Source organism: Pseudomonas sp. Irchel s3a12, assembly GCF_900187485.1.
Taxonomy (GTDB): Bacteria; Pseudomonadota; Gammaproteobacteria; order Pseudomonadales; family Pseudomonadaceae; genus Aquipseudomonas; species Aquipseudomonas neuropathica.
This window is the reverse complement of record NZ_FYDN01000010.1, coordinates 72,304-97,791: the sequence shown is the minus strand read 5'-3', so window position 1 is coordinate 97,791 and position 25,488 is coordinate 72,304. Positions and strand designations below refer to the sequence as shown.

28 protein-coding genes and 1 tRNA gene are annotated in these 25,488 nt (G+C 59.3%); 9 read left to right on the top strand and 20 right to left on the bottom strand.

The annotated features are described in order from the left end of the window. Positions 1–23 precede the first annotated feature (23 nt). Together CKW14_RS29995 and CKW14_RS17935 are read left to right on the top strand one after the other, a co-directional pair. Complete coding sequence (locus CKW14_RS29995; protein ID WP_156685514.1) at positions 24–161, top strand: hypothetical protein; 138 nt, start codon at positions 24–26, stop codon at positions 159–161. Positions 162–265: 104 nt separating this feature from the next. Next, complete coding sequence (locus CKW14_RS17935; protein WP_095050601.1) at positions 266–1,483, top strand: MFS transporter; 1,218 nt, start codon at positions 266–268, stop codon at positions 1,481–1,483. A gap of 182 nt (positions 1,484–1,665) precedes the next feature. On the opposite strand, the gene ychF is transcribed toward CKW14_RS17935, so the two are convergent. From ychF to CKW14_RS17895, 8 genes are all read right to left on the bottom strand, one after another. After that, positions 1,666–2,766 (bottom strand): redox-regulated ATPase YchF, encoded by a 1,101-nt coding sequence (gene ychF, locus CKW14_RS17930; RefSeq protein ID WP_007912904.1) that lies wholly within the window; start codon positions 2,764–2,766, stop codon positions 1,666–1,668. Positions 2,767–2,788: 22 nt separating this feature from the next. Further along, on the bottom strand, positions 2,789–3,373 hold the full coding sequence (gene pth / locus CKW14_RS17925) for an aminoacyl-tRNA hydrolase (protein WP_008079560.1): 585 nt from the start codon (positions 3,371–3,373) through the stop codon (positions 2,789–2,791). A gap of 171 nt (positions 3,374–3,544) precedes the next feature. Next, positions 3,545–4,147 carry a 50S ribosomal protein L25/general stress protein Ctc gene (locus CKW14_RS17920; protein ID WP_095050602.1) on the bottom strand — a complete coding sequence of 201 codons (603 nt, stop codon included), beginning with the start codon at positions 4,145–4,147 and terminating at the stop codon, positions 3,545–3,547. A 141-nt stretch (positions 4,148–4,288) separates the two neighbouring features. Then, positions 4,289–5,230: a ribose-phosphate pyrophosphokinase gene (locus CKW14_RS17915; protein ID WP_003171603.1), complete on the bottom strand. Its 942-nt coding sequence runs from the start codon at positions 5,228–5,230 to the stop codon at positions 4,289–4,291. A 45-nt stretch (positions 5,231–5,275) separates the two neighbouring features. Further along, positions 5,276–5,350 (bottom strand) — tRNA-Gln (locus CKW14_RS17910). Between the two features lie 36 nt (positions 5,351–5,386). Next, positions 5,387–6,238: a 4-(cytidine 5'-diphospho)-2-C-methyl-D-erythritol kinase gene (gene ispE, locus CKW14_RS17905; RefSeq protein WP_095050603.1), complete on the bottom strand. Its 852-nt coding sequence runs from the start codon at positions 6,236–6,238 to the stop codon at positions 5,387–5,389. 3 nt (positions 6,239–6,241) lie between these two features. Then, on the bottom strand, positions 6,242–6,859 hold the full coding sequence (gene lolB, locus CKW14_RS17900) for a lipoprotein insertase outer membrane protein LolB (protein WP_095050604.1): 618 nt from the start codon (positions 6,857–6,859) through the stop codon (positions 6,242–6,244). A 3-nt stretch (positions 6,860–6,862) separates the two neighbouring features. Next, positions 6,863–8,587, bottom strand: coding sequence for a tetratricopeptide repeat protein (locus CKW14_RS17895; RefSeq protein WP_095050605.1), 1,725 nt, complete (start codon positions 8,585–8,587; stop codon positions 6,863–6,865). Positions 8,588–8,769: 182 nt separating this feature from the next. On the opposite strand from CKW14_RS17895, the gene hemA reads away from it, so the two are divergent. From hemA to CKW14_RS17865, 6 genes are all read left to right on the top strand, one after another. Next, positions 8,770–10,056, top strand: coding sequence for a glutamyl-tRNA reductase (hemA, locus tag CKW14_RS17890; RefSeq protein ID WP_007951716.1), 1,287 nt, complete (start codon positions 8,770–8,772; stop codon positions 10,054–10,056). Continuing rightward, positions 10,053–11,135, top strand: a complete 1,083-nt coding sequence (prfA, locus tag CKW14_RS17885) for a peptide chain release factor 1 (RefSeq protein ID WP_095050606.1) — start codon at positions 10,053–10,055, stop codon at positions 11,133–11,135. Before hemA ends, prfA begins: the two co-directional genes overlap by 4 nt. Then, the gene (prmC, locus tag CKW14_RS17880; protein WP_095050607.1) at positions 11,136–11,966 is read left to right on the top strand and encodes a peptide chain release factor N(5)-glutamine methyltransferase; all 831 of its coding nucleotides are present in this window, start codon (positions 11,136–11,138) and stop codon (positions 11,964–11,966) included. It abuts the gene before it with no gap. Continuing rightward, complete coding sequence (locus CKW14_RS17875; RefSeq protein ID WP_095125793.1) at positions 11,960–12,715, top strand: molybdopterin-synthase adenylyltransferase MoeB; 756 nt, start codon at positions 11,960–11,962, stop codon at positions 12,713–12,715. Before prmC ends, CKW14_RS17875 begins: the two co-directional genes overlap by 7 nt. Further along, positions 12,708–13,499: a glutamate racemase gene (gene murI, locus CKW14_RS17870; RefSeq protein WP_095050609.1), complete on the top strand. Its 792-nt coding sequence runs from the start codon at positions 12,708–12,710 to the stop codon at positions 13,497–13,499. Before CKW14_RS17875 ends, murI begins: the two co-directional genes overlap by 8 nt. A 112-nt stretch (positions 13,500–13,611) precedes the next feature. Beyond that, on the top strand, positions 13,612–14,130 hold the full coding sequence (locus tag CKW14_RS17865) for an acyloxyacyl hydrolase (protein WP_095125792.1): 519 nt from the start codon (positions 13,612–13,614) through the stop codon (positions 14,128–14,130). Between the two features lie 132 nt (positions 14,131–14,262). Here the strand turns inward: CKW14_RS17865 and CKW14_RS17860 are convergent, their stop codons facing one another. From CKW14_RS17860 to CKW14_RS17805, 12 genes are all read right to left on the bottom strand, one after another. Continuing rightward, positions 14,263–14,568 (bottom strand): YkgJ family cysteine cluster protein, encoded by a 306-nt coding sequence (locus CKW14_RS17860; protein ID WP_077574517.1) that lies wholly within the window; start codon positions 14,566–14,568, stop codon positions 14,263–14,265. Between the two features lie 53 nt (positions 14,569–14,621). Further along, positions 14,622–15,113, bottom strand: coding sequence for a DUF2878 domain-containing protein (locus CKW14_RS17855; RefSeq protein WP_095050611.1), 492 nt, complete (start codon positions 15,111–15,113; stop codon positions 14,622–14,624). Then, on the bottom strand, positions 15,106–16,371 hold the full coding sequence (locus tag CKW14_RS17850) for a cyclopropane-fatty-acyl-phospholipid synthase family protein (protein ID WP_095125791.1): 1,266 nt from the start codon (positions 16,369–16,371) through the stop codon (positions 15,106–15,108). The genes CKW14_RS17855 and CKW14_RS17850 overlap by 8 nt, the downstream gene beginning before the upstream one ends. Further along, positions 16,358–17,173 carry a DUF1365 domain-containing protein gene (locus tag CKW14_RS17845; RefSeq protein ID WP_095125790.1) on the bottom strand — a complete coding sequence of 272 codons (816 nt, stop codon included), beginning with the start codon at positions 17,171–17,173 and terminating at the stop codon, positions 16,358–16,360. The genes CKW14_RS17850 and CKW14_RS17845 overlap by 14 nt, the downstream gene beginning before the upstream one ends. Further along, positions 17,170–18,417, bottom strand: coding sequence for an NAD(P)/FAD-dependent oxidoreductase (locus tag CKW14_RS17840; RefSeq protein WP_095050613.1), 1,248 nt, complete (start codon positions 18,415–18,417; stop codon positions 17,170–17,172). The genes CKW14_RS17845 and CKW14_RS17840 overlap by 4 nt, the downstream gene beginning before the upstream one ends. Further along, positions 18,414–19,196 (bottom strand): SDR family oxidoreductase, encoded by a 783-nt coding sequence (locus tag CKW14_RS17835; protein ID WP_095125789.1) that lies wholly within the window; start codon positions 19,194–19,196, stop codon positions 18,414–18,416. Before CKW14_RS17835 ends, CKW14_RS17840 begins: the two co-directional genes overlap by 4 nt. Next, positions 19,193–19,615 (bottom strand): nuclear transport factor 2 family protein, encoded by a 423-nt coding sequence (locus CKW14_RS17830; protein ID WP_093441392.1) that lies wholly within the window; start codon positions 19,613–19,615, stop codon positions 19,193–19,195. Before CKW14_RS17830 ends, CKW14_RS17835 begins: the two co-directional genes overlap by 4 nt. Further along, positions 19,608–21,053 (bottom strand): deoxyribodipyrimidine photo-lyase, encoded by a 1,446-nt coding sequence (gene phrB / locus CKW14_RS17825; RefSeq protein WP_176471302.1) that lies wholly within the window; start codon positions 21,051–21,053, stop codon positions 19,608–19,610. Before phrB ends, CKW14_RS17830 begins: the two co-directional genes overlap by 8 nt. A gap of 20 nt (positions 21,054–21,073) precedes the next feature. Next, entirely contained in the window at positions 21,074–22,015 is a 942-nt protein-coding gene (locus CKW14_RS17820; protein ID WP_095125787.1) for a MerR family transcriptional regulator, read from the bottom strand. After that, positions 22,015–22,977, bottom strand: coding sequence for a DUF523 and DUF1722 domain-containing protein (locus tag CKW14_RS17815; RefSeq protein ID WP_095125786.1), 963 nt, complete (start codon positions 22,975–22,977; stop codon positions 22,015–22,017). The genes CKW14_RS17820 and CKW14_RS17815 overlap by 1 nt, the downstream gene beginning before the upstream one ends. Before the next feature lie 212 nt (positions 22,978–23,189). Further along, positions 23,190–23,405: a TIGR02450 family Trp-rich protein gene (locus CKW14_RS17810; RefSeq protein WP_095125785.1), complete on the bottom strand. Its 216-nt coding sequence runs from the start codon at positions 23,403–23,405 to the stop codon at positions 23,190–23,192. Then, on the bottom strand, positions 23,402–24,388 hold the full coding sequence (locus CKW14_RS17805) for an NAD(P)/FAD-dependent oxidoreductase (protein ID WP_095050619.1): 987 nt from the start codon (positions 24,386–24,388) through the stop codon (positions 23,402–23,404). Before CKW14_RS17805 ends, CKW14_RS17810 begins: the two co-directional genes overlap by 4 nt. A 197-nt stretch (positions 24,389–24,585) precedes the next feature. Here CKW14_RS17805 and CKW14_RS17800 point away from each other — a divergent pair, with 197 nt between their 5' ends. Next, complete coding sequence (locus tag CKW14_RS17800) at positions 24,586–25,488, top strand: TIGR01777 family oxidoreductase (RefSeq protein WP_095125784.1); 903 nt, start codon at positions 24,586–24,588, stop codon at positions 25,486–25,488.

The following is a 25,488-nucleotide window of genomic DNA, read 5'->3' as shown; positions in this document are numbered from 1 at the left end:
TGAAACAAGGCAAGATTCAGACCATGGCGTTGCGCTATCACCTTGCCGAACACCCTGCCCCTGTAGGAGCTGACGCAGGCTGCGATCTTTTGATCTTTGTTTTTAAGATCAAGATCAAAAGATCGCAGCCTGCGGCAGCTCCGACAGGAATTGATCTGTGATTCAGTTGGTTAGTTAGCTGGCTAAGGGGATGGCGCTGGCGCACCGAAAAATGGCACATTGACGCACCTGCCTGCGTGCACCCATCTGCTGTCCGGAAACTTTCATGGCTATCAGCAACGTTCAGACCGCCGCTGCCTCGGCGCCCGCTGCTCCGCAAAGCAGCCCATTGGTGATGCGTATCATCGGCGCGGTGGCGCTGGCGCATTTGATCAACGACCTGATCCAGTCGGTATTGCCGTCGATCTACCCGATGCTCAAGGCCAATTACGGCCTGACCTTTACTCAGGTCGGCCTGATTACTCTGACCTTTCAGCTGACCGCATCTTTGTTGCAGCCGTGGGTCGGTTATCACACCGATCGGCATCCGAAACCCTGGCTGTTGCCGGCGGGGTCGATTTGCACGTTGATTGGCATCGTGATGATGTCGATGGTTGGCAGCTTCCCCTTGATTCTGCTGGCGGCGGCGCTCATCGGTATCGGTTCCTCGACGTTCCACCCCGAAGCCTCGCGGATCGCACGACTCGCCTCGGGCGGACGCTTTGGTCTGGCGCAATCGACCTTCCAGGTCGGCGGTAACGCCGGTTCTGCGTTCGGTCCGTTGCTGGCGGCGGCGATCATCATTCCGTTCGGTCAGGCCAACGTGGCGTGGTTCGGCTTGTTCGCGGTGTTTGCGTTATTCGTGCTGTACCGCATCAGTCGCTGGTACGCCCATCACTTGAACCTGTTCAAGCTCAAGGCCGGTCAGGCAGCGACTCACGGGCTGTCGAAGGGCAGGGTGACCAGTGCGTTGGTGGTGCTGGGGCTGTTGGTGTTCTCCAAGTATTTCTACATGGCCAGCCTCACGAGCTATTTCACGTTCTACCTGATCGAGAAGTTCGACCTGTCGGTGGCCAGTTCGCAGTTGCACCTGTTCCTGTTCCTCGGTGCGGTGGCGGCGGGCACGTTCTTTGGCGGGCCGATCGGCGACAAGATCGGGCGTAAGGCGGTGATCTGGTTCTCGATCCTCGGCGTCGCGCCGTTCACGCTGCTGATGCCTCACGTCGATCTGTTCTGGACGACCGTTCTCAGCGTGGTGATCGGCTTCATTCTGGCTTCAGCGTTCTCGGCGATTGTGGTGTACGCGCAGGAACTGGTGCCGGGTAATGTCGGGATGATTGCCGGGGTGTTCTTCGGTTTGATGTTTGGTTTTGGCGGGATTGGCGCGGCGTTGCTGGGGCACCTGGCGGATATTCACGGGATTGAGTACGTGTATTTCCTCTGCTCGTTCCTGCCGTTGTTTGGCGTGTTGGCAATCTTCTTGCCGCGTACCAAAAAGGCCTGATTCACGCATTTCCCATTGTAGGAGTGAGCCTGCTCGCGATAGCGGTGTGTCAGTCAGCACATCTGTAGCTGATAGAACGCTATCGCGAGCAGGCTCACTCCTACAGGGGGAATGTGTTGAGGCATAAATTTCAGGCACAAAAAAGCCGCGTATCAAACGCGGCTTTTTCTTGGGCGTAACGCTTACACGTTGAAGCGGAAGTGCATCACGTCGCCGTCCTTGACGATGTAATCCTTGCCTTCCAGGCGCCATTTACCGGCTTCTTTGGTACCGGCTTCGCCCTTGTACTGGATGAAGTCGTTGTAGGCGATGACTTCGGCACGGATGAAGCCTTTCTCGAAGTCGGTGTGGATCACGCCGGCAGCCTGAGGTGCGGTGGCACCGACTTTGACGGTCCAGGCGCGGACTTCTTCGACACCGGCGGTGAAGTAGGTCTGCAGGTGCAGCATTTCGTAACCGGCGCGGATCACGCGGTTCAGGCCAGGCTCTTCCAGGCCCAGGGCCTCGAGGAACATGTCCTTCTCTTCGCCGTCATCGAGCTCGGCGATTTCCGCTTCGATCTTGTTGCAGACCGGAACGACCATCGCGCCTTCTTCTTCGGCAATGGCGCGAACCACGTCCAGGTGCGGATTGTTCTCGAAACCGTCTTCAGCGACGTTGGCGATGTACATGACCGGTTTGGTGGTCAGCAGGTGGAAGCCCTTGATCACGGCCTTTTCGTCAGCGCTCATGTTCTTCATCAGGCTGCGCGCCGGTTTGGCTTCGGTGAAGTGCGCGATCAGTTGCTCAAGCAATGCTTTCTGAACGACTGCATCCTTGTCACCGCCCTTGGCGTTGCGCGCAACTTTCTGCAGTTGCTTCTCGCAGCTGTCGAGGTCGGCGAAGATCAGTTCCAGGTCGATGATTTCGATGTCGCGTTTCGGGTCGACGCTGTTGGAAACGTGGATCACGTTTTCGTCTTCGAAGCAGCGCACCACGTGAGCGATGGCGTCGGTCTCGCGGATGTTGGCGAGGAACTTGTTGCCCAGGCCCTCACCTTTCGAGGCGCCGGCCACCAGGCCTGCGATGTCGACGAATTCCATGGTGGTCGGCAGGATGCGCTTCGGATTGACGATGGCCGCCAGTGCTTCCAGGCGCGGATCCGGCATCGGCACGATGCCGCTGTTCGGCTCGATGGTGCAGAAGGGGAAGTTCTCGGCCGCGATACCGGATTTGGTCAGGGCGTTGAACAGGGTGGACTTGCCGACGTTAGGCAGGCCGACGATGCCGCAATTGAATCCCATGGTGTTTCCCCTCGGAGTAGAGTCAGGCCTTCTGGCTGTGCAGGTTTTTCATCGCGCGGTTCCATTCACCGGCGAGGATATCCGGCAGCACGCCGAGGGCAAAGTCGATGCTGGCATCGAGTTTTTCCTGTTCGGCGCGTGGCGCACGACCCAGGACGAAATTTGAAACCATACTGGCGACGCCCGGGTGGCCAATGCCAAGCCGCAGGCGGTAGAACGTATTCTGATTGCCCAGTTGCGCAATGATGTCGCGCAACCCGTTGTGACCGCCATGGCCGCCGCCCTGCTTGAGCTTGGCAACGCCCGGAGGCAAGTCGAGTTCGTCATGCGCCACCAGAATTTCTTCAGGCTTGATGCGGAAGAAACCGGCGAGTGCCGCCACGGCCTGGCCGCTGCGGTTCATGTAAGTGGTGGGAATCAGCAGACGAACATCCTGACCCTGATGCGAATAGCGCCCGGTCAGGCCAAAATATTTGCGATCGGCCACAAGATTCACATTCTGTGCGTGGGCGATGCGCTCAACAAAAAGGGCCCCTGCGTTATGCCGGGTCTGGTCGTATTCGGCGCCTGGATTACCCAGGCCAACGATCAGTTTGATGGCAGTCACGATAGGGGCCCTTCCTTTGAGTGGTGAGTAACATCGCCGCAATCAGGCAAAGCGGCGAAAGTGGACGAAAAATGCTCATTTACCATGGATGTAAACTCCGCGTTCTCGCCCGCTTTCTCGCTACGTTCCAGTCCGCGATGTTACTTGCTCACTCAGGCTAAACAGAGTGAATTACTCTGCTGCGCCTTCTTCGGTAGCTTCTGGAGCAACGCGTGGAGCGTGTACGTTTGCAACAGCTTTGTCGTCACCGTGAGCCAGTGCAACGAACTCAACGCCTTTAGGGGCTTTGAGGTCGGACAGGTGGACGATTGCGCCGATTTCCAGAGCCGACAGGTCGACTTCGATGAACTCAGGCAGATCTTTCGGCAGGCAAGTTACTTCGATTTCGTTCAGGACGTGCGAGATCTCGCCGCCTTTCTTGATCGGAGCTTCTTCACCAACAAAGTGCACAGGCACGATAGCGGTCAGTTTCTGACCGGCTACGACGCGTACGAAGTCAGCGTGCAGAACGTGACCCTTGGACGGGTGACGTTGCAGAGCTTTGATGATGACGTTCTGCTTTTTGCCGCCAACGTTCAGTTCGATAACGTGGCTGTAGGCAGCTTCGTTTTCGAGCAGTTTGGCAACTTCTTTGGCCAGCATGCTGATGGATTCAGGGGCTTTTTCGCCACCGTAAACAACAGCTGGAACCAGAGCGGCGAGACGACGCAGGCGGCGGCTCGCACCTTTCCCCAGGTCGGAACGCACTTCAGCATTCAGAGTAAAATCGTTCATTTTGTATCTCCAAAATAGCCATGACCGAGTGGCGTTTGCGACCAGCGCCGAACACGGTATGGGCAAAAAAGCCCCGCCCCGGCAGGAATGCCGGGGCGGGGCGCTTTTCGTCAACGAGACATTTCGAGAAGGGCAGGGCCCTTAACGGAACATCGCGCTGATCGATTCTTCATTGCTGATGCGGCGAACCGCTTCGGCAACAACCGGTGCGATATCCAGTTGACGGATACGTGCACAGGCTTGTGCTGCAGCGGACAGCGGGATGGTGTTAGTCACCACCAGCTCGTCCAGCACGGAATTTTCGATATTCTCGATGGCCCGACCCGACAGCACAGGGTGTGTGCAGTAGGCAAAGACCTTGGCTGCGCCATGCTCTTTCAGGGCCTTGGCCGCGTGGCACAGAGTGCCGGCGGTATCGACCATGTCATCGACCAGAATGCAGGTACGCCCTTCGACATCACCGATAATATGCATCACTTCAGAGTGATTGGCTTTCTCACGGCGTTTGTCGATGATCCCGAGATCCACGCCCAGGGATTTGGCAACGGCACGTGCACGCACGACGCCACCAATGTCCGGGGATACGATCATCAGGTTTTCGAAGCGCTGATCTTCAATGTCATCCACCAGAACCGGGGAGCCGTAGATGTTATCTACCGGAATATCGAAGAAACCCTGAATCTGGTCAGCATGCAGATCAACCGTGAGAACACGGTCGATGCCGACTACGGTAAGCATGTCAGCAACGACTTTCGCGCTGATAGCCACACGTGCGGAACGCGGACGGCGATCCTGACGGGCATAACCAAAATAAGGAATAACAGCAGTGATACGAGTAGCCGAGGAGCGGCGGAAGGCATCAGCCATCACTACCAGTTCCATCAGGTTATCGTTGGTCGGGGCGCAAGTCGGCTGAATAATGAAAACGTCTTTACCGCGAACGTTTTCATTGATCTCGGCAGTAATTTCGCCGTCGGAGAACTTACCGACAGAGATGTCACCGAGAGGGATATGCAGCTGACGTACAACACGCCGAGCCAGATCGGGGTTAGCATTCCCCGTAAAGACCATCATCTTGGACACGCGCAGTACCTAGAGGCTGAGGGTAACCTGGATGAGTATAGAAAATGGCAGGGGCGGCTGGATTCGAACCAACGCATGGCAGGATCAAAACCTGCTGCCTTACCGCTTGGCGACGCCCCTGTATCTGTTGCATCAAGTGCCGTGCACTTGGTTCCTTTAGAGCAGACTTTGCAGCTTGCGGTGCAACATCGAAACGTTGCTGCCTTTGGCTACAAACCCTGTAAGGGTCTCTGTCAGAAGGGCCGAGACTTTATCAGCTTCAGCTTTGCTTGGGAAGCCCCCAAACACACAACTTCCAGTTCCGGTGAGCTTTGCTTCGGTAAATTTACCTAACAAATCCAATGCGTTACGTACTTCTGGATAACGCCTTGCAACCACCGGCAAGCAGTCATTTCGACTGTTTCCCTCGGGAACGGGGCGCACTTTAATGGGCGGCGTGTTACGTGTCAACAAAGGATCGGAAAAAATTTCTGCCGTACTTACAGAGACTTGCGGCACGAGCACCAGATACCACGGTTCTTCGGGATCCACGGGGGTGAGTTTCTCGCCCACGCCCTCGGCAAACGCCGCGTGGCCACGGACGAAAACCGGTACGTCGGCCCCCAGCGAAAGGCCCAGTGCGGCCAGGCGATCTTCATCCCAGCTCAACTGCCACAAATGATTAAGGCCGAGCAAAGTCGTCGCCGCGTTCGAACTGCCGCCACCGATGCCGCCGCCCATGGGCAGGACTTTATCAATCCAGATATCGATGCCGAGCGTGCAACCGGACTGTTGCTGGAGCATTTTTGCTGCACGCACGATCAGGTTGCTGTCATGCGGCACGCCGGCGAACTCGGTGTGCAGTTGAATCACACCGTCATCACGCACGGCAAAAGTGATTTCATCGCCGTAATCGACAAACTGAAACAGCGTCTGCAACTCGTGATAACCGTCTTCACGGCGACCGAGAATGTGCAGCATCAGGTTGAGTTTGGCCGGCGACGGCAGGGTCAGGCGTGCAGCGGTCATGGGTTACTGCCCCAACTTGCGCGGTTGCCAGGTCTTGATCACCAGCGTCACGTCGAGGTCAGTGCCGTGCAGTTTGATGCGCTCGGGCAACCAGTAACCGTTTTGTTCGGTGTAAGCGGTGTATTCGACCTTCCAGCCATCCTGTTCCAGGTTGGCCAGACGGCTGTCGGCGTCCAGGTTCAGGCGACTTTTGCTGTCTGGAGCGGGCAGGCCACGCACCCACCAGGCCAGATTCGACACCGGCAGTTTCCAGCCAAGCTGTTCTTCGAGCAAGGCTTCCGGGGACTGCGATTCGTAGCGCCCCTGATTCGCGACTTCCAGCGACACTTTGCCCGGACGCCCGGTCAGTCGCGCGGCGCCACGACCCAGCGGGCCGGACAGGCGAATGTCGTAATAGTCCTGACGTTGCAGCCAGAAGAGCGTGCCGCTACCGGAATCTTTCGGCGCGCGGATGCCAATCTTGCCGTCGATCTGCCAGCCATCAAGGCCGGTCAGCTGTTGTTTGTTAGCGGCCCATTGAGCCGGACTGCCGTGGCCCTCGACCGATTCGCGGGTACCAAAACCCGAGCAGCCGGCGAGCAGGGCGATGAAGCTGAAAACAATAACGTGGCGCGAAAACATGGGTTAGAGAGTCTCGGATCCGGTCAGACGCTTGATGGTGCTGCGCAGAATGGTGCTGTCGGGCTGATCCTTGAGGAATTTGCCCCAGATTTGTTTGGCTTCACGCTGGTTGCCCTTGGTCCACAACACTTCACCGAGGTGCGCGGCGACCTCGTGATCAGGGAAGCGCTCCAGCGCCTGACGCAGATATTTCTCGGCGTCATCCAGATTGCCCAGGCGGTAATTCACCCAGCCGAGGCTGTCGAGTACGGCTGGGTCTTCCGGATTGATCTGGTGCGCCTGCTCGATCAGCGCTTTCGCTTCAGCGTAGCGTGTGGTGCGGTCGGACAAGGTGTAGCCGAGCGCGTTAAGCGCCATGGCGTTGTCCGGATCGCGCTTGATGATCAGGCGCAGGTCTTTTTCCATCTGTGCCAGATCATTGCGTTTTTCCGCGAGCATCGCCCGGGTGTAGAGCAGATTCAGGTCGTCCGGGTATTGCTGCAAGGCGTGTTGCAAGACTTTCCAGGCCTTGTCGTCCTGTTTGTTGGCCGACAGGGTTTCCGATTCGATCAGATAGAGCTGAATCGCGTAATCCGGTTGCTCGTCGCGCTGGGCGGCGAGTTTGCTCTGCGCTTCAGCGGTCTTGCCGTTGTTCATCAAGATATCGGCCTGACGCAATTGCGCCGGCAGATAATCATTGCCCGGGCCAACCTGGGCGTATTCGATAAGGGCGCCTTGCGGGTCGTTGCGCTCTTCAGCGATGCGACCGAGGTTCAGGTGCGCCGAATCGACGTGACTTTCGCGGGCGATCAAATCTTCCAGATAACCCTTGGCCTCGTCCCAGGCCTTGGCTTCCAGGCAGACCAAGGCCAGCGAGTAACGCAGTTCGTCGTCTTCCGGGTATTGCTGAACCAGACTGGAAAACTCGGCCTTGGCGTCGTCCATGCGGTCTTGCTCAACCAGCATGCGCGCGTAAGTCAGGCGCAGGCGTTTGTCGTCCGGGTACTTCTTGATGCTTTTTTGCAGCAGGGGCAGCGCTTCGTCGCCACGGTTCAGCAATTGCAGCAGGCGTGCGCGCAGCAGAATCGGGGCGATCTCGCCTTCTTCCGGCGGGTGGTCTTCGAGCAATGCCAGTGCGGCTTTGTTGTCGCCGTCCTGTTGCAACAACAGGGCCTTGCCGAAAATCAGCTGGCTGTTGTTCGGATGGCGCTGCAACAAACGGTCGAAACTTTTCATCAGGCCGTTACGGGTTTCCTGATCGGTATCGGCGGCCGACAGCGCGAGGAAGTCGAAATGGGTATCGCCCTTACCCTGCAGGACTTTCTCCATATAGACCATCGAGTCGTCATAACGCCCGGCACGCGCCAGTTGCACGGCCGCGGCGCGTTGCGCTTCGAGGTCGTCCGGGGCGTTTTTCGCCCAGATCAGCGCGGTATCGAGGGCCGGTTGATCGGCGCCCAGATATTCGGCGATACGGAACGCACGCTCGGAGACACCCGGATCCTGGGTGTTGATGGCCTGGGTTACGTAGTTATCCAGGGCAATGTCGAAACGATTGCGCTGGCCGGCGAGTTCGGCGCTCAACAGGCTGAAAACGGTTTCCTCGCTGAACGAGCTGTAAACCTTGGGCTTTTCAGGCGCGGGCGTGGTGTCTTCGACCGAAGGCGTACCGTCCGGCGAAACGGGCGCCAAGGCCTGGCAGCCGCTGAGGAAGACAAAAGCGAGGAGCAACGCGGAAGATCTATTCATATAGGAAGAGGACGACTAACCTGCGGTCGGATCATCATGACACAAGCCTTCGGCCAAACATAACCGAGACTCAATTGTGCCCATTATAGGGGCTGACGATTGGGACAATAGTCAGCGGTAGTTGTTCTGAATCTTTCGAAGGTGGACAATTGCCGGCTTCACGTCACCATCAGCGACCTTGAATGGCCTTCCTTGCACTCGGTATCAACCACAAGACTGCTTCAGTAGACGTCCGCGAGCGCGTGGCTTTTACTCCTGAACAGCTGGTGGAGGCCTTGCAGCAGCTCTGCCGACTGACCGACAGCCGCGAAGCTGCGATCCTCTCCACCTGCAATCGCAGTGAGCTTTATATAGAACAGGATCAGCTTTCGGCCGATATCGTGCTGCGCTGGCTGGCCGACTATCACCATTTAAGCCTCGATGAGCTGCGCGCGAGTGCTTATGTGCATGAAGATGATGCGGCAGTTCGTCACATGATGCGCGTCGCCTCCGGGCTCGACTCGCTGGTGCTGGGCGAGCCGCAAATTCTCGGTCAAATGAAATCGGCCTACGCCGTGGCCCGCGAGGCCGGCACCATCGGGCCGCTGCTGGGGCGGCTGTTTCAGGCAACCTTCAATGCCGCCAAACAGGTACGCACCGACACCGCCATCGGTGAAAACCCGGTATCAGTGGCGTTTGCCGCCGTCAGCCTGGCCAAGCAGATTTTCAGTGATTTGCAGCGCAGTCAGGCTTTGTTGATCGGCGCCGGCGAGACCATCACTTTGGTCGCCCGCCATTTGCACGAACTGGGCGTCAAGCGCATCGTCGTTGCCAACCGCACTCTGGAACGGGCCAGTCTGCTGGCCGAGCAATTCGGTGCTCACGCGGTGTTGCTCTCGGACATCCCGGCCGAACTGGTGCGCAGCGATATCGTCATCAGTTCAACCGCCAGTCAGTTGCCGATTCTTGGCAAGGGCGCGGTGGAAAGCGCATTGAAACTGCGCAAGCACAAACCGATCTTTATGGTCGACATCGCCGTTCCCCGGGATATCGAGCCGGAAGTCGGCGAGTTGGACGACGTTTACCTCTACAGCGTTGACGATCTCCACGAAGTGGTCGCCGAAAACCTCAAGAGCCGCCAAGGCGCAGCGCAAGCCGCCGAAGAGATGGTCTCGGTCGGCGCTGACGATTTCATGGTGCGCCTGCGCGAACTGGCGGCGGTCGATGTGCTCAAGGCCTATCGTCAACAAAGCGAACGCCTGCGCGACGAGGAGCTGCAAAAAGCCCTGCGCCTGCTGGCCAATGGCGGCAACGCCGAAGACGTGCTCGGACAACTGGCCCGTGGCCTGACCAATAAACTGTTGCATGCGCCCAGTGTGCAACTGAAAAAGCTTTCTGCCGAAGGCCGCCTCGATGCGCTGGCCATGGCCCAGGAACTCTTTGCCCTCGAGGGCTCACCGGATAGCTTTTCGGATAAAAAACCGCAATGAAAGCGTCACTGCTCAATAAGCTGGACATCCTCCAGGACCGTTTCGAGGAACTGACCGCGCTGCTCGGCGACGGCGAAGTCATTGCCGATCAGGCCAAATTCCGCGCTTATTCCAAGGAATACGCCGAACTTGAGCCGGTGGTACAAGGCTATAAAAAGCTGCTCAGCGTACAAAGCGATCTTGAAGGCGCGCAGGCGCTGCTCAAGGACAGCGACCCGGACATGCGTGAAATGGCCGTGGAAGAAGTCCGCGAAGCCAAGGAATTGCTGATCACCCTGGAAGCCGACCTGCAACGCATGTTGCTGCCCAAGGATCCCAACGACGGCCGTAACGTCTTTCTCGAAATCCGTGCCGGCACCGGTGGCGACGAGGCGGCGATCTTCTCCGGCGACCTGTTCCGCATGTACTCGCGTTACGCCGAGCGGCGCGGCTGGCGTGTCGAGATCCTGTCGGAAAACGAAGGCGAACACGGTGGCTATAAAGAAGTCATCGCCCGCATCGAAGGCGACAACGTTTACGGCAAGCTGAAATTCGAATCCGGTGCGCACCGCGTACAGCGCGTGCCTGCTACCGAATCACAGGGCCGTATCCACACCTCGGCCTGCACCGTGGCGGTATTGCCCGAGCCGGACGAGCGCGAAGCCATCGAGATCAACCCGGCGGATTTGCGCGTCGATACGTTCCGCTCCTCCGGGGCCGGCGGTCAGCACGTTAACACCACCGACTCGGCGATCCGCATCACGCACATACCGACCGGCACTGTCGTCGAGTGTCAGGAAGAACGTTCCCAGCACAAGAACCGCGCTCGGGCGATGGCCTGGCTGTCGGCCAAACTCAACGATCAGCAAACCGCAGCGGCGGCCAACGCGATCGCCAGCGAGCGTAAATTGCTGGTTGGCTCGGGCGACCGTTCCGAGCGAATTCGTACCTACAACTTTGCTCAGGGCCGGGTCACTGACCATCGCGTCAACCTGACCCTGTACTCCCTTGACGAAATTCTTGCCGGTGGCGTTGAAGCGGTGATCGAGCCATTGCTGGCCGAATACCAGGCTGACCAACTCGCAGCGATAGGTGAATAAATGACCATCATTGCCAGCCTGTTGCGTGCCGCGGAATTGCCGGATTCACCGACTGCGCGTCTGGATGCCGAGTTGCTTCTCGCCGCTGCACTGGGCAAATCGCGCAGTTTTCTGCACACCTGGCCCGAGCGCATCGTGCCGAGCGAAGCGGCGCTGACTTTTGCCGAGTACTTGCAACGCCGCCGTAGCGGTGAACCGGTGGCTTATATTCTCGGGCAGCAGGGCTTCTGGAAACTCGATCTTGAAGTCGCGCCGCACACGCTGATTCCGCGTCCTGACACTGAATTGCTGGTGGAAGCGGCGCTGGAGTTGCTCCCCGCGACGCCGGCCAAAGTGCTCGACCTCGGCACTGGCAGTGGCGCAATTGCGTTGGCCTTGGCCAGCGAACGTCCGGCGTGGAAAGTCACTGCCGTGGATCGCGTACTCGAAGCCGTGGCCTTGGCCGAACGCAATCGTCAGCGTCTGCATTTGAACAACGCCACGGTGCTGAGCAGTCATTGGTTCAGCGCGCTGGAAGGTCAGCGTTTCCAGTTGATCATCAGCAATCCGCCGTACATCGCTGCGGCCGATCCGCATCTGGTCGAGGGCGATGTGCGCTTCGAACCGGCCAGTGCGCTGGTTGCCGGTGAGGATGGACTCGACGATCTGCGTTTGATCGTCGCGCAGGCTCCGGAACATCTGGAGGCCGCTGGCTGGCTGATGCTCGAACACGGCTATGATCAAGCCGAAGCCGTGCGCGATTTGCTGCTCACGCGCGGTTTTGAAGAGGTCCACAGCCGCACCGATCTGGGCGGCCATCAACGCATCAGTCTGGGGCGCCTGCCGTGCTGAATGATCAGGAATTGCTGCGCTACAGCCGGCAGATTCTGCTGCAACACATCGACATCGATGGGCAACTGAAGCTCAAGGACAGTCGCGTGTTGATCGTCGGCCTCGGCGGTCTCGGTGCACCGGTTGCCTTGTATCTCGCGGCGGCGGGTGTCGGTGAATTGCATCTGGCGGATTTCGACACGGTCGATCTGACCAACCTGCAACGCCAGATTATTCACGACACCGACAGCGTCGGTATGAGCAAGGTCGACTCGGCGCTCAAGCGTTTGACGGCGATCAATCCAGAAATCCAACTGATCGCTCATCGTCAGGCACTGGACGAGGATTCTCTCGCTGCTGCCGTGGCGGCGGTGGATCTGGTGCTCGACTGTTCCGATAATTTTTCCACCCGCGAAGCGGTCAACGCCGCGTGTGTGGCGGCGTGCAAACCTTTGGTCAGTGGCGCGGCGATTCGGCTGGAAGGGCAGTTGTCGGTGTTCGACCCGCGTCGTGCCGAGAGTCCGTGTTACCACTGTTTATATGGGCACGGCAGCGAAGCCGAACTGACTTGCAGCGAAGCCGGTGTGGTCGGGCCGCTGGTCGGCCTGGTTGGCAGCCTGCAAGCACTGGAAGCCTTGAAGGTTTTGGTCGGTTTTGGCGAACCACTGGTGGGGCGCTTGTTGTTGATCGATGCCCTCGGTTCGCGTTTCCGCGAGTTGCGGGTCAAACGCGATCCGGGTTGCAGCGTCTGTGGTCCGCGCCATGCGTGAAGCGCCGATCGGCGTGTTCGACTCCGGCGTCGGCGGCTTGTCGGTACTGGCGGAAATCCAGCGTTTGCTACCCAATGAATCGCTGCTCTATGTCGCTGATTGCGGGCACATTCCCTACGGTGAGAAAACCCCTGAATTCATTCGCCAGCGCTGCAGCGTGATGGCCGGGTTTTTCCGCGAGCAAGGCGCCAAGGCCTTGGTCATCGCGTGCAATACTGCGACGGTCGCGGGTGTCGCCGATCTACGCCGTGATTTCCCTGACTGGCCGCTTGTCGGCATGGAGCCTGCGGTCAAACCTGCCGCTGCCGCGACCCGCAGCGGAGTGGTCGGTGTGCTCGCCACCACCGGCACGTTGCAGAGCGCCAAGTTCGCCGCACTGCTTGATCGCTTTGCCACCGACGTGCGCGTGATTACTCAGCCATGTCCCGGTCTGGTCGAGCTGATTGAAAGCGGCGATCTGCACAGCGCCGAGTTGCGCCAGTTGCTGCAAGGGTATGTCGAGCCACTGTTGGCCAGCGGTTGCGACACGATCATTTTGGGCTGCACCCACTATCCCTTTCTCAAGCCGATGCTCAAGTCGATGATCCCCGCGGACATTAGCCTGATCGATACTGGCGCTGCTGTGGCGCGGCAACTTCAGCGGCTTTTGGCGGAGCGCGATTTGCTCGCTGTCGGCCCGAACCAACCGGTCAGATTCTGGACCAGCGCCGATCCTGAGTACTTCAAAAACATCCTGCCACTGCTCGGACAAAACGCTGGCGAAGTGCAAAACTTCGACTTGTAAAAAAATTGTGAAATAACTAAAAAATCAGCTGAACTTCTAAGTAGGCGCCAGCTTCTATAGCGAAGAGTTATCTAGAAAACCAAACGATCGTTCCGGAAAAGGAAGTTTCAACGTGAAGCGACTATTCTGCTTGGCCGCGATTGCGGCCGCACTGATGGGGCAAAGTATTACTGCACAAGCGGCAGGTGTTGAGTTTGCGGTGGGGGCCACCAGCGACTCGACCATGACGTACCGCTTGGGCATGAATTTCGACTGGGACAAGAGCTGGCTGCAAAGTGACGTCGGTCGCCTGACCGGTTACTGGAGCGGGGCTTACACTTACTGGGAAGGTGACAAGACCTCCAGTAACAACAGCCTGTCGTTCTCGCCGGTATTTGTTTATGAGTTTGCCGGTGAATCGGTCAAACCGTATGTCGAGGCGGGGATCGGCGTAGCCGCGTTCTCCAATACCAAGTACGAATCCAATAATCTCGGCGGCTCTTTCCAGTTCGAAGACCGTTTCGGTTTTGGTCTGCGTTTCAATGGCGGGCATGAAGTCGGGATTCGTGCGACACACTATTCCAACGCCGGTCTGGCCAGTGACAACGACGGTGTAGAAAGTTACTCGCTGCATTACACGATGCCGCTCTAACGGCTAAACGCTTGACCCCTGTGGGAGCGAGCCTGCTCGCGAAAGCTGTTTCATGTTCAACGAAGATGTTGAATGAAAGACCGCTATCGCGAGCAGGCTCACTCCTACATTTGTTTTGGGGTGTTCTTGTGATCAGCGGTAGGCAGTCGTGATGCCTTTGCGTTCTTCAATGCACTCCGGCGCGCCCATCTCGAACTCGCGGCAGATCAGCGGGCGCTTCTCATAGATTGTGCACATCATCGTGTCGCGATCCAGCGCCGCGCACCAGCCGTCATCCAGACGCAGCATCACTTCGCCGCCCCACTCATCGGTATCGATAAAGCGATCAGGCACGCCAGTGTCGGTGATCAGCATCACTTCGAGCTGGCAACAACACGCCGCGCAGGTCGAGCAAGTGACCGCCGGTTCCGTGATTTGTTGGTGGGGAATGGTCTTCATGGTCGGCAGTGTAAGGCAGTGGCCGGCACACGTGTGAAAGGTCTGACAGACGCTCAGTGCGCCAGCCGCCGAGCCATCGTATGCAGCAACGGAAACAGCAGCGCCCAGAGCAGGCCGATACCGATCAGCGTCGGCAGTTCGCCATAGGGAAATTGCACCCCGGCCAGGCGCCCGCCAGCGTAATACGACAGCGCGCCGCCGACAGCGCCGAGTAAGCTCGCCAGCCACCAGGGCCGCGCGCTCCAAGCCAGGCAATGGCGCAAGGTGGTCGCCAACAACGCCCAGAGCAACATCAGCCACAACGGAATTAGCGGCGACTGATCCTGAAACGCGAACACCCCGGCACCGCGCAACACACTGTCGACAGCGGTGCCGACAATCACCACGCTGAGGATCAAACGCCCCTCAGCCGCCCAACTGCTGACCCAGCACAGATGGATCACCAGCACCGCCAGCGCGACCAGCAACCACAGGCTGTTGCCGCCGAGCACGCAAGTCAGCCAGCCGATCTGGAACAGTACGGCATTGGCGACACGCTCAAGCATCGAAGCGTCCGAGCAGCGGCGCAGTCATTGCGGCGGGTTTGGCCAGTAGCAACTGCGCGGTGCCGATGGTGCGTTCGAGGAAACCGCCCTCGCAGTAACACAGGTAAAACTCCCACAGCCGCAGGAAATAATCGTCATAGCCCAGTTCGCTCAAGCGGCCATGGGCGCGGCGGAAGTTCTCGTGCCACAGGCGCAGGGTGCGGGCGTAGTGCAGGCCGAAATCTTCCATGTGCAGCAGGTTCATGTCGGTGTCGCGGCCGACCACTTCGAGCATTTTCTGCACGCAGGGCAGGGCGCCGCCGGGGAAGATGTAGCGCTGGATGAAATCGACGCTGCGCTTGGCCTGTTCGTAACGCTGCTCGCGGATGGTGATCGCCTGGATCAACATCAGGCCGTTGCTCTTGAGCAACTGCGCGCACTGTTTGAAGTAGGTCGGCAGGAAGCGGTGCCCGACGGCTTCGATCATCTCGATCGACACCAGTTTGTCGTATTCGCCGGTCAGGTCGCGGTAGTCCTTGAGCAACAGCGTGACGCGATCCTGCAAACCCAGTTGTTCGATGCGTTGCGCGGTAAACGCGTACTGCTCTTTCGACAGGGTCGTGGTGGTCACGCGGCAGCCATAATGTTGCGCGGCATACAGCGCCATGCTGCCCCAGCCGGTGCCGATCTCCAGCAAATGGTCGCTGGGTTGCAGCGCGAGCTTCTGACAGATCCGCTCGAGTTTGTTCAGTTGCGCCTGTTCGAGGCTGTCTTCCGGGGTCAGGAACTGCGCCGCCGAATACATCATGGTCGGGTCGAGAAACTGCTCGAACAGATCGTTGCCAAGGTCGTAGTGCGCGGCGATGTTCTTCTGCGAACCCTTGCGCGTGTTGCGGTTGAGCCAGTGCAGACCTTGCACCAACGGCCGGCTGAGACGGGCCAGACCGCCCTCCATGGCATCGAGCACGTCGAGGTTGCTGACGAACACGCGGACCACGGCCGTCAGATCCGGCGAACTCCAGTAGCCGTGGATAAAGGCCTCGCCGGCGCCAATCGAACCGTTCCCGGCAACCATGCCCCAGACGGCCGGATCGAGCACATGGATTTCCCCGAGCAAAGCACTGCCCGGGGTACCGAACATCAGGCGTTCGCCGTCCTCGACCACCAACAGTTGCCCGTTTTTCAACTGAGCCAATTGGCGCAGCACGCCACGGCGCAGCAGCGACCCGGTCAAACCGTTGGTGCTGAGCCGACTGACCGACAGACTAGAGGATTTCATGGCGGTGCTCCTTGGGAGGCACAGTGGCTGTTTGAAAACTGCCGTCGGCAGTCTGATGAGCAAAAATCGGTGCGCGTTTGAGCAGCAGTCGCAGCGCTTGCCAGTAAATGGCCAGGGCGGTTTTCGCGGTCATCCACGGAAAGCGCCGCAGGTAACGATGCAGGCTGCGCCGGTCGAGGCTTTCGCGTTGCAGATTGAGCGTCGCGTCGAACAGTTTGTGCTCGCCCTGCCAGTCAGCCATGTGCACGCCGAGTTTTTGCGCGGCGGGGCTGAAGCTCATGCGGTATTCGAGATCGCGCGGCAGAAACGGCGAAACGTGAAAGGCTTTGGCCACGGCAAAGTGCTGATGGAAATCCTGCAGATTGACCGGCGGGCGCGCCGGCAACACATAGTGATAGCGCTCGCCCCACGGCGTGTTGGTGACTTCACAGACGATCGCCGCCAGTTGCCCGTCCGCCTCATGGCAGTAAAAGAAACTCACCGGGTTGAACGACAGCCCCCAACTGCGCGCCTGGGTCAGCAGGCAGATCGAGCCTTGCGGTTCGTGGCCGATGGCGATGCCGACCTGCTGGCGTACGGCATCGATCAGGCGTATGCCACGGCCGGTAAAGGTCTTCAGGTAGTCAGTCTCGCGAAATGAAAACGGCGCAAAGCGACTGCGTCCGGCCAGCGGCGACAGTGCAAGCACGGCGTCCTGTTCGCTGAGATCGAGGTAGAGCAAGCCGATCCGGTAACGGAATTCATGGCGGCGCGGCGAAAAACGCCGATGGCCGATCCAGCCGCTATACAGGGCGCTGTTCATAAGCTTTCCCCGAACGCGGCGGCCACGCGCAAGGCGCTGACGACACCGTCCTCATGGAAACCGTTGGCCCAATAGGCGCCGCAATAATGTGTGTGTTGCGCGCCATCCAGCTCGCCCCAGCGCTGCTGCGCGGCCACGGCCGCGAGGCTGAACTGCGGGTGGGCGTAGGTGTAGCGGGCAAGCACTTTGTCGGGGCTGATGCCGGCACTCTGATTGAGGCTGACGCAGAACGTGGTGTCGCTCTGAATGCCCTGCAGAATGTTCATGTCGTAGGTGACGGCGGCGTGAGTATGGCCAGCGCCGCTGAGTCGATAGTTCCAGCTGGCCCAGGCAAGTTTGCGCGTTGGCAGCAAACGCGTGTCGGTGTGCAGCACTACTTCGTTGTCGGCGTAGGGCAGGGCACCGAGGATCGCGCGTTCGGCTTCGCTGGGCACCGCCAGCAGTTTCAGCGCCTGGTCACTGTGACAGGCGAACACCACCCGATCGAAATGCTCGAGGCCTGCCGGGCTGTGGATAACTACGCCATGCACATCGCGATCGACCCGGGTAACCGGACAATTGAGCCGAATCCTGTCCTTGAACGCGGCCGTCAGTGGCGCGATGTAAGCACTCGAGCCACCTTCGATGACTTGCCATTGCGGCCGATCACTGACTGACAACAGCCCGTGATTCTTGAAGAACCGCACAAAAAACTGCAGGGGGAAGTTGAGCATTTCCGCCATCGGCATCGACCAGATCGCCGAACCCATCGGCACGATGTAATGCAGGATGAAACGTTCGCCGTAGCCGCCGGCCTTGAGGTATTCGTCGAGGGTGGTGTCGGCGGCAATGCGCAGTTCGACGAGGTCACGCTGGGCTTCTTTATTGAAGCGCAGGATGTCGCGCAACATGCCCCAGAACCCCGGCGACAACAGATTGCTGCGCTGGGCGAAGAGGCTGTTGAGGTTGTTGCCGTTGTATTCCAGGCCGGTGTCCGGGTCGGTTACCGAAAAACTCATTTCGGTCGGTTTGAACGCCACGCCAAGCTGGCCGAGGAGGCGGATAAAGTTCGGGTAGGTCCAGTCATTGAACACGATGAAGCCGGTGTCCACGGCGTAGGGCTGCCCTGCGACGGTGACGTCTACCGTGTGCGTGTGGCCACCGACCCAGTCGCCCGCCTCGAACACCGTCACTTCATGGCGGCGATTGAGCAGGTAAGCGCAGGTAAGCCCGGCGATGCCGCTGCCGACGATGGCAATTTTCATGTCGGATCCGTCAGCGGAGGCGACTTGCGCACCATGCGCTTGCCGATGGCCAGTTGCACGCGTGCCGGCAGTTTCGACAGCGGCCACAGCGCGGCCATGAACAGCGCCGGGAAGGCGATTTCCAATGGCCGATCTTTGAGCTTGGCGAAGATGTGCCGCGCGGCTTTATCCACAGGCCAGCTCAACGGCATGGGGAAATCGTTTTTCGCGGTCAGCGGTGTTTCCACAAAACCGGGGCTGACCACGGTGACTTCAATGCCTTCGTCGGCCAGATCGATGCGCAGCGATTCGAACAGGTAACGCAATCCGGCCTTCGAGGCGCCGTAGGCTTCGGCCCGTGGCAGCGGCAGGTAGGTGACCGAACTGGCCACGCCGATCAGATGCGGCGCGGTGCCTTTGCGCAGCAGCGGCAGCGCGGCCTCGATGCAGTAGCTGCTGGCGAGCAGGTTGGTGCGCACCACATGCTCGATGATCGAGGCGTCGAACTGCTTGGCATCGACGTACTCGCAGGTGCCGGCGTTGAGAATCACCGAATCCAGCGAACCCCAATCCGTGGCGATCTGCTCGCCGATTTCGCGAACCGTCTGGCTGTTGGTCAGGTCCCCCGGCACCACCAGAATTTGCCCCGGATAGCGTTGCGACAAGACCTTGAGCGGGGCGATCTGACGGGAACTGACCGCCAGGTGCGCACCGGTTTTCAGGATCTCTTCAGCCAGCGCCGCGCCGATGCCACTGCTGGCCCCGGTCAACCAATAGCGCCGTGGAGGTGTACGACTCATCCCATTCTCCTTTTCAGCCAGGCGATGACCCGGCCCAATACTGGCAAGTGTTCATACAGCAGCGCCCCGGCATCGAAATAATCCCGATGGCGATAAACCTTGTCGTGCCAAAGCAGGTGCGAGCAGCCGCTGACACGAATCACACGGCCACCCGCCAGGCGCGGATGGCGATAACTCATGACCCAACGCAGGTAGCCTTCGCAGTCGCCGATCTGGTCGAAACCATGAAAATCGAAGCGCAGTTCGCTGACGTTGGCGTACAGCTCGCCGAAGTAGTCGCGCAATTGCGCCAACCCTTGCACCTCGTGCAGTGGGTCGGTGAAGTGAATGTCATCGCTGTACAGCTCGCCGAGGTTTTGCAGGTTGTCTTTGTTCAACGCTGAAAATTGCCGGGCGAAGCGGCGCAGGAATTCACTCATCATCGCCTCCGGAAGACGTACGCGAAGGCAGGTTCTTGAAGGCGGCCAATGCGCGCTGGCGCGAAGTGCTGAGGTTGACGATCGGCGACGGGTAGTCCGCCACGCCGAACAAACCACCGACGTCGGCCGGGTTGTGCACTTCTTTCTTGTTGAGAGCCGCCAGTTCCGGTAGCCAGTGCTTGATGAACAGGCCTTCGCTGTCGAACTTTTCCGACTGGCTCAACGGATTGAAGATGCGGAAGTACGGAGCCGAATCGGTGCCCGTCGACGAGCTCCATTGCCAGCCGCCGTTGTTCGCCGCCAAGTCGCCATCAATCAGGTGACGCATGAAAAAACGCTCGCCTTCGCGCCAGTCGATCAGCAGGTTTTTGGTCAGGAACATCGCCACGATCATGCGCAGGCGATTGTGCATCCAGCCGGTTTCGAGCAATTGGCGCATGGCCGCGTCGATAATCGGCAGACCGGTGCGCGCCTCTTGCCACGCGGCGAGATCGTCCGGTGCATCACGCCAGGCCAGCGCTTCGGTTTCCGGGCGAAACGCGCGGTGCCGCGAGACCCGTGGATAGCCGACCAGAATATGCTTGTAGAATTCGCGCCACAGCAGCTCGTTGATCCAGGTAACCGCACCGACCTTGCCGCTCTCGAACTCGCCCTGATTGCTTTGCAGGGCGGCGTGCAGGCATTGGCGCGGCGAAATCACCCCGGCAGCGAGGTATGCCGAGAGCTGACTGGTGCCGGGCTTGGCCGGGAAGTCGCGTTCGCTTTGGTAGTAGTCGATCTGCGCGTCGGTGAAGGTGTCGAGACGGCGCCGGGCTTCCTGTTCGCCAGCCGGCCACAGATCGCGCAGGGTTTGGCTCGGTGTGGCGAAGCCTTTGACGGAGTCGGGAATCAGGTCGCTGTCGATGGCAAGTTTTGCCTGTTTGCCTGGTGCCTTGACCAACGCAGGCATCGAGCGGTGCAAGCGTTCATAACAGACTTTGCGGAACTGGCTGAACACCTTGAAGTAACTCTCGGTCTTGGTCAGCACGCTGCCGGGTTTGAACAGCAACTGATCAAGGTAGCTGTGAAACGTGATGCCCTCGGCCTTCAGCATGTCCGCCACCGCTGCATCGCGACGGCTTTCATGGACGCCATATTCTTCGTTGACGTGGACGGCTTCAATCTTCAGTTGCCGACAGAGCTTGAGCAGTTCCGCTGGGGCTTGATCCCAATGCGCGGCAGTACGGATCAGCAACGGAATATTCAACGCGGCGAGGCTGTTGCTCAGCTCATCGAGGTTGCGCAACCAGAAGTCGACCTTGCACGGCGCATCGTCATGTTCCAGCCACTGCTGCGGACTCAACAGGTACACGGCGACCGTCGGGCCGCGCGCTGCGGCGGCCGCGAGGGCGGTGTTGTCATGTTGGCGCAAGTCGCTGCGCAGCCAGATCAATTGCATGTCGGCACTCACGGCGTCCATTAAATCAGCCCGCGCTGAACGAGTTCCTGGTGCGCAAGAAGCGCGTCTTCCGCCAGGAACACATCAGCCATCTCGGAGGTTTTTACGGACAACTCGGCGTGGTGGATGCATACCGTTGGTCCGACCAGCATTTTTGGGCAACTGACTCCGTTCAACAGCTTGGGCAACTGCGCAAGGTTCATGGCTTTGCTGGAATACAGCAGTACGCCACGGGCCTGCAGGTGTTCGACCGCCAGCGCCAGTTCGGTGGCCGGCAGCGGCCAGTCAAACACTTGCACCGGACAATCGGCACTGCTGATCAGCCACGCGCACAGCCACAGATGAGGTTCCAGTGGCAGGTCGGAGTGATTGATCAACAACAGCGGGGCGCCATGTAGCTGACGATTGTTATGGTAGATGCGTGTGCCGAATTTGCTGCGTAGCCACGAATAAAAGAACACCCGCTCCATCTGCGCGCCGAACTGGCCTTGCCAGCGCTGCTCCAGTTCCGCCAGCAGCGGCATCAGCAATTGCTCGCACAGCGTGCGTGGCGGGTAGAGCGCCATGGCCTGATTGACGCTGTCGTCGAGGCTGCGTTCATTGAGCTGCGTGACGGCCGCCAGCAATGTCTGGCGCAAATGCTGCCAGTCGTTTTCCACCGATTCGCTGAACGCCTGTGGTGCGTCGAGCAGCGGCTTGACCTGACTGACGGCAACACCACGATTAAGCCAGGTGAGGATGGTCAGGATTTGCTGCACATGTTCGGCCGAATATAGTCGGTGGCCCTTGGGCGTGCGTTGTGGCACGACCAACCCGTAGCGGCGCTCCCACGCGCGCAGGGTGATCGCGTTGACGCCGGTCTGCCGCGCGACTTCGCGAATCGGTAGCCAGCCCTCGTCGAGGGCTTTCTTAAAATCCGCGCCAAGGTCTTCCTGGGCGCTGGTATCCATTTTGTTGTTCATTAGATTGCGTTTCGCAGGCTGAGGTTTTCCGGGTGCGGTTGCAGGTAAACCTGTTGCGCGATGTAGGAATCCGGATGGAGGCGAAAGTGATGCTTGAGCAACGTCAACGGCACCACCAGCGGCACGATGCCCTGGCGGTATTGGCCGATGACGTGTTGCATTTCCTGTTTGTCTTCGGCGCTGATCGCCTGCTTCAGATAACCGCTGATGTGCAGCAGGACATTGCTGTGAGTGCCGCGCGTGGCACATTTCTTCAGGGCGGCCATCAGTTCGCTGAAATAGCGCGGGCCGAGTTCGGCGGGATCGGTGTCGGCCATATTGCCCAACAACTTGCCCAGCGTTTTGTATTGCAGTGGGTTGTGCGCCATCAGCAAGTATTTGTAGCGCGAATGGAATTCGGTGAGGGCGCGACGGCTCAGGCCATTGGCGAGGACCTGTTGCCATTCGCTGTAGGCGAACACACGGGTGATGAAGTTCTCACGCAGTACCGGATCGTTGAGGCGCCCGGCTTCTTCCACGGGCAGATCCGGGTGCTGTGCGCAGAACGCCTGGGCGTAAATCCCGCGCCCGCCGCCGTTCACCGGGGCGCCGTTGGCGTGGTAGACCTTGACCCGTTCGAGGCCGCAGGACGGCGACTGCTGCATGAAGATGTAGCCGCAGATGTCATTCAGTTCGGCGGCCATTTTTGTGCCGTACTCGGCCAATGGCTGAGTGACGTTGATCGACGGGTTTACCGTGCCGACCGCTTGCGGATGCTCGGCCTCGCCGACAAGGCGGATCGGCTCGCGCGGGATGCCCATACCGATCGCGACTTCCGGACACACCGGGACGAAATCGAAATGTTCGGTGAGGGTGCGGCTGCACAGGCGGTATTCCTTGTGTCCACCGTTGTAGCGCACCTCGGCGCCCAGCAGGCAGGCGCTGATGGCGATTTTGGGTTTGGCTGCGCAAGAGTCAGACATGGGCACCTCGAATCCATACCTGTACAGAGGTTGATCTCTGTACAACTTTGCTCAGCATAGATTCATGGGTGTACAAGTCAAATTATTTGTATAACTTTTTCGGTTGATGCGATTTCTTGTAGGCCTTCGCCTGCTCGCGATGGTGCCGTCTCAGGCAACATCGATGTTACTGACAAACCGCTATCGCGAGCAGGCGAAGGCCTCAGGGGGGGTTATTGCCAACCCAATAACCAGTGATCGTTGTTCTTGAGGGTTTGCCAATCGAGTCGCTCAGCACGCTGGGTCAACACCGCCTGCAACTCAACCTCCAGCACCGTGCCTTCCTCGTCGCGAAACAGTTCGGTCACCAGAAAGTGTTTTTCACGATTCTGCGGGTGGGCTGCTGTCCATTTCGACAGCAGCAATTTACGCGGATTGATGCGGTTCATTGCAGGTGTTCGTGCAAGCGTCGCGCAGCTTCCTGGCCGCTGAGCCAAGCGCCTTCGACGCGCCCGGACAGGCACCAGTCGCCGCAAGCATACAAACCCAGATCAGCATCGGCCAGGGTCCCCCATTCGTGGCCCGTCGCCGGACGTGCGTAGAGCCAGCGGTGGGCGAGGCTGAAGGTTGGCGCGGGCATGGCGCTGTGCAGCAATTCGGCAAAAGCACCGTGCAGTTGCTCGATCACAGCTTCCTTGGACAGATCGATGTGCTGCCGGCTCCACGCGCTGCTCGCATGCAGCACCCAGGTGTCGAGGCTGTTGTCACGTCCGGGCTTGCTGCGGTTGCGTGCCAGCCAGTCGAGCGGACTGTCCTGCACGAAGCAGCCTTCAATGGGCGTATCCAGCGGTGTGTCGAAGGCGAGGGCGACAGCCCAGGTCGGGTCCATTTTCACCCCGGCGGCGGCCCCGGCAAGTTTCGGGGCTGCGGCCAGCAAGGCTGTCGCTTGAGGGGCCGGCGTGGCGATCACCACGTGGCTGAACGGGCCATGGGTGAAGCCTTCGGCGTCCTGCAGATGCCAGTGTTCTTCACCGCGAAAGACCTCGGTGATGCGGCAGGCAAAGTGCACTTCCAAGCCATCGAGCAGTCCACGAGTGATGGCGCTCATGCGTGGCGTCCCGACCCAGCGCGTCTGCTCGTCCGGCGACAGATTCAGTTGCCCGCCCTGATACGTGTAGAGCTGCGGTGTCCACTCGGCGACCCAGCCCAGGCTTTGCCAACGCTGCACTTCGGTGACGAAGCGCCGATCACGCGCGGTGAAATATTGCGCGCCCATGTCCAGCGAGCCAGCGTCGCTGCGCTTGCTCGACATGCGCCCGCCGCTGCCGCGACTTTTATCGAACAATTGCACGGTATGCCCGGTCTCTGTCAGAGCCTGGGCGGCGGAAAGTCCGGCGATGCCGGTGCCGATGATTGCGATAGGTACAGTCATAGGGGCCTCGTTTACCTTTCTGTACAGACTACGCCGTGGATGAAACCTGTACAATTTTGTTTTTTGGTATAACTTCTAGCGTTCTCGATCTGACAGCTTGGCCTATGGTTAAACAATAGAGCCTGCCCGATAGAAAAGATCCCTGCTTTTAAAAATAGACTAGTGATCCGGGTTAAACGCCACGCGAGGAAGATGTCATGCACATATTGCTGACCGGCGGTACTGGTTTGATCGGACGTGCGCTCTGCCGATACTGGTTGGAGCAGGGGCATCGCTTGACGGTGTGGAGCCGCAAACCGGAGAAAGTCGCGAAAATCTGTGGTGCGCAGGTGCGGGGTATTGCGCGTCTGGAAGACCTTGGCGAAGAGCCTGTGGACGCGATCATCAATCTGGCCGGGGCGCCGATTGCCGATCGGCCGTGGACCCATCGACGCAAAGCGTTGCTGTGGAGCAGCCGTATCACGCTCACGGAAACCCTGTTGACCTGGCTCGACACGCGCGCGCAGAAACCAGCGTTGCTGATCTCCGGATCAGCCATTGGCTGGTATGGCGATGGCGGTGAGCGCGAATTGACTGAAGATTCGCCGCCGGTGATCGACGACTTCGCCAGTCAGTTGTGTATTGCTTGGGAGGAAACCGCACAGCGTGCCGAGACACAAGGCATTCGCGTGGTGCTGGTGCGAACGGGTCTGGTGCTGTCGGCCGAGGGCGGCTTTTTGTCGCGCTTGCTGTTGCCGTTCAAACTCGGGCTCGGCGGGCCTTTGGGCAATGGCCGGCAGTGGATGCCGTGGATTCATATCAACGATCAAATCGCCCTGATTGATTTTCTTCTGCATCGTGATCAGGCCAGTGGTCCTTATAATGCGTGCGCGCCGAAACCTGTGCGCAATCGCGAATTTGCCAAGACACTGGGCAGCGTGTTGCACCGCCCGGCGTTCATGCCGATGCCGACCCTGGCGCTGAAGGTCGGCCTCGGTGAGATGTCATTGCTGTTGCTCGGCGGCCAGAAGGCTATGCCGGCACGCTTGCTGGAAGCGGGTTTCACTTTCCAGTTCACGGATTTACGCGCGGCCCTGGACGATCTTTCCAGCCGCCTCTGA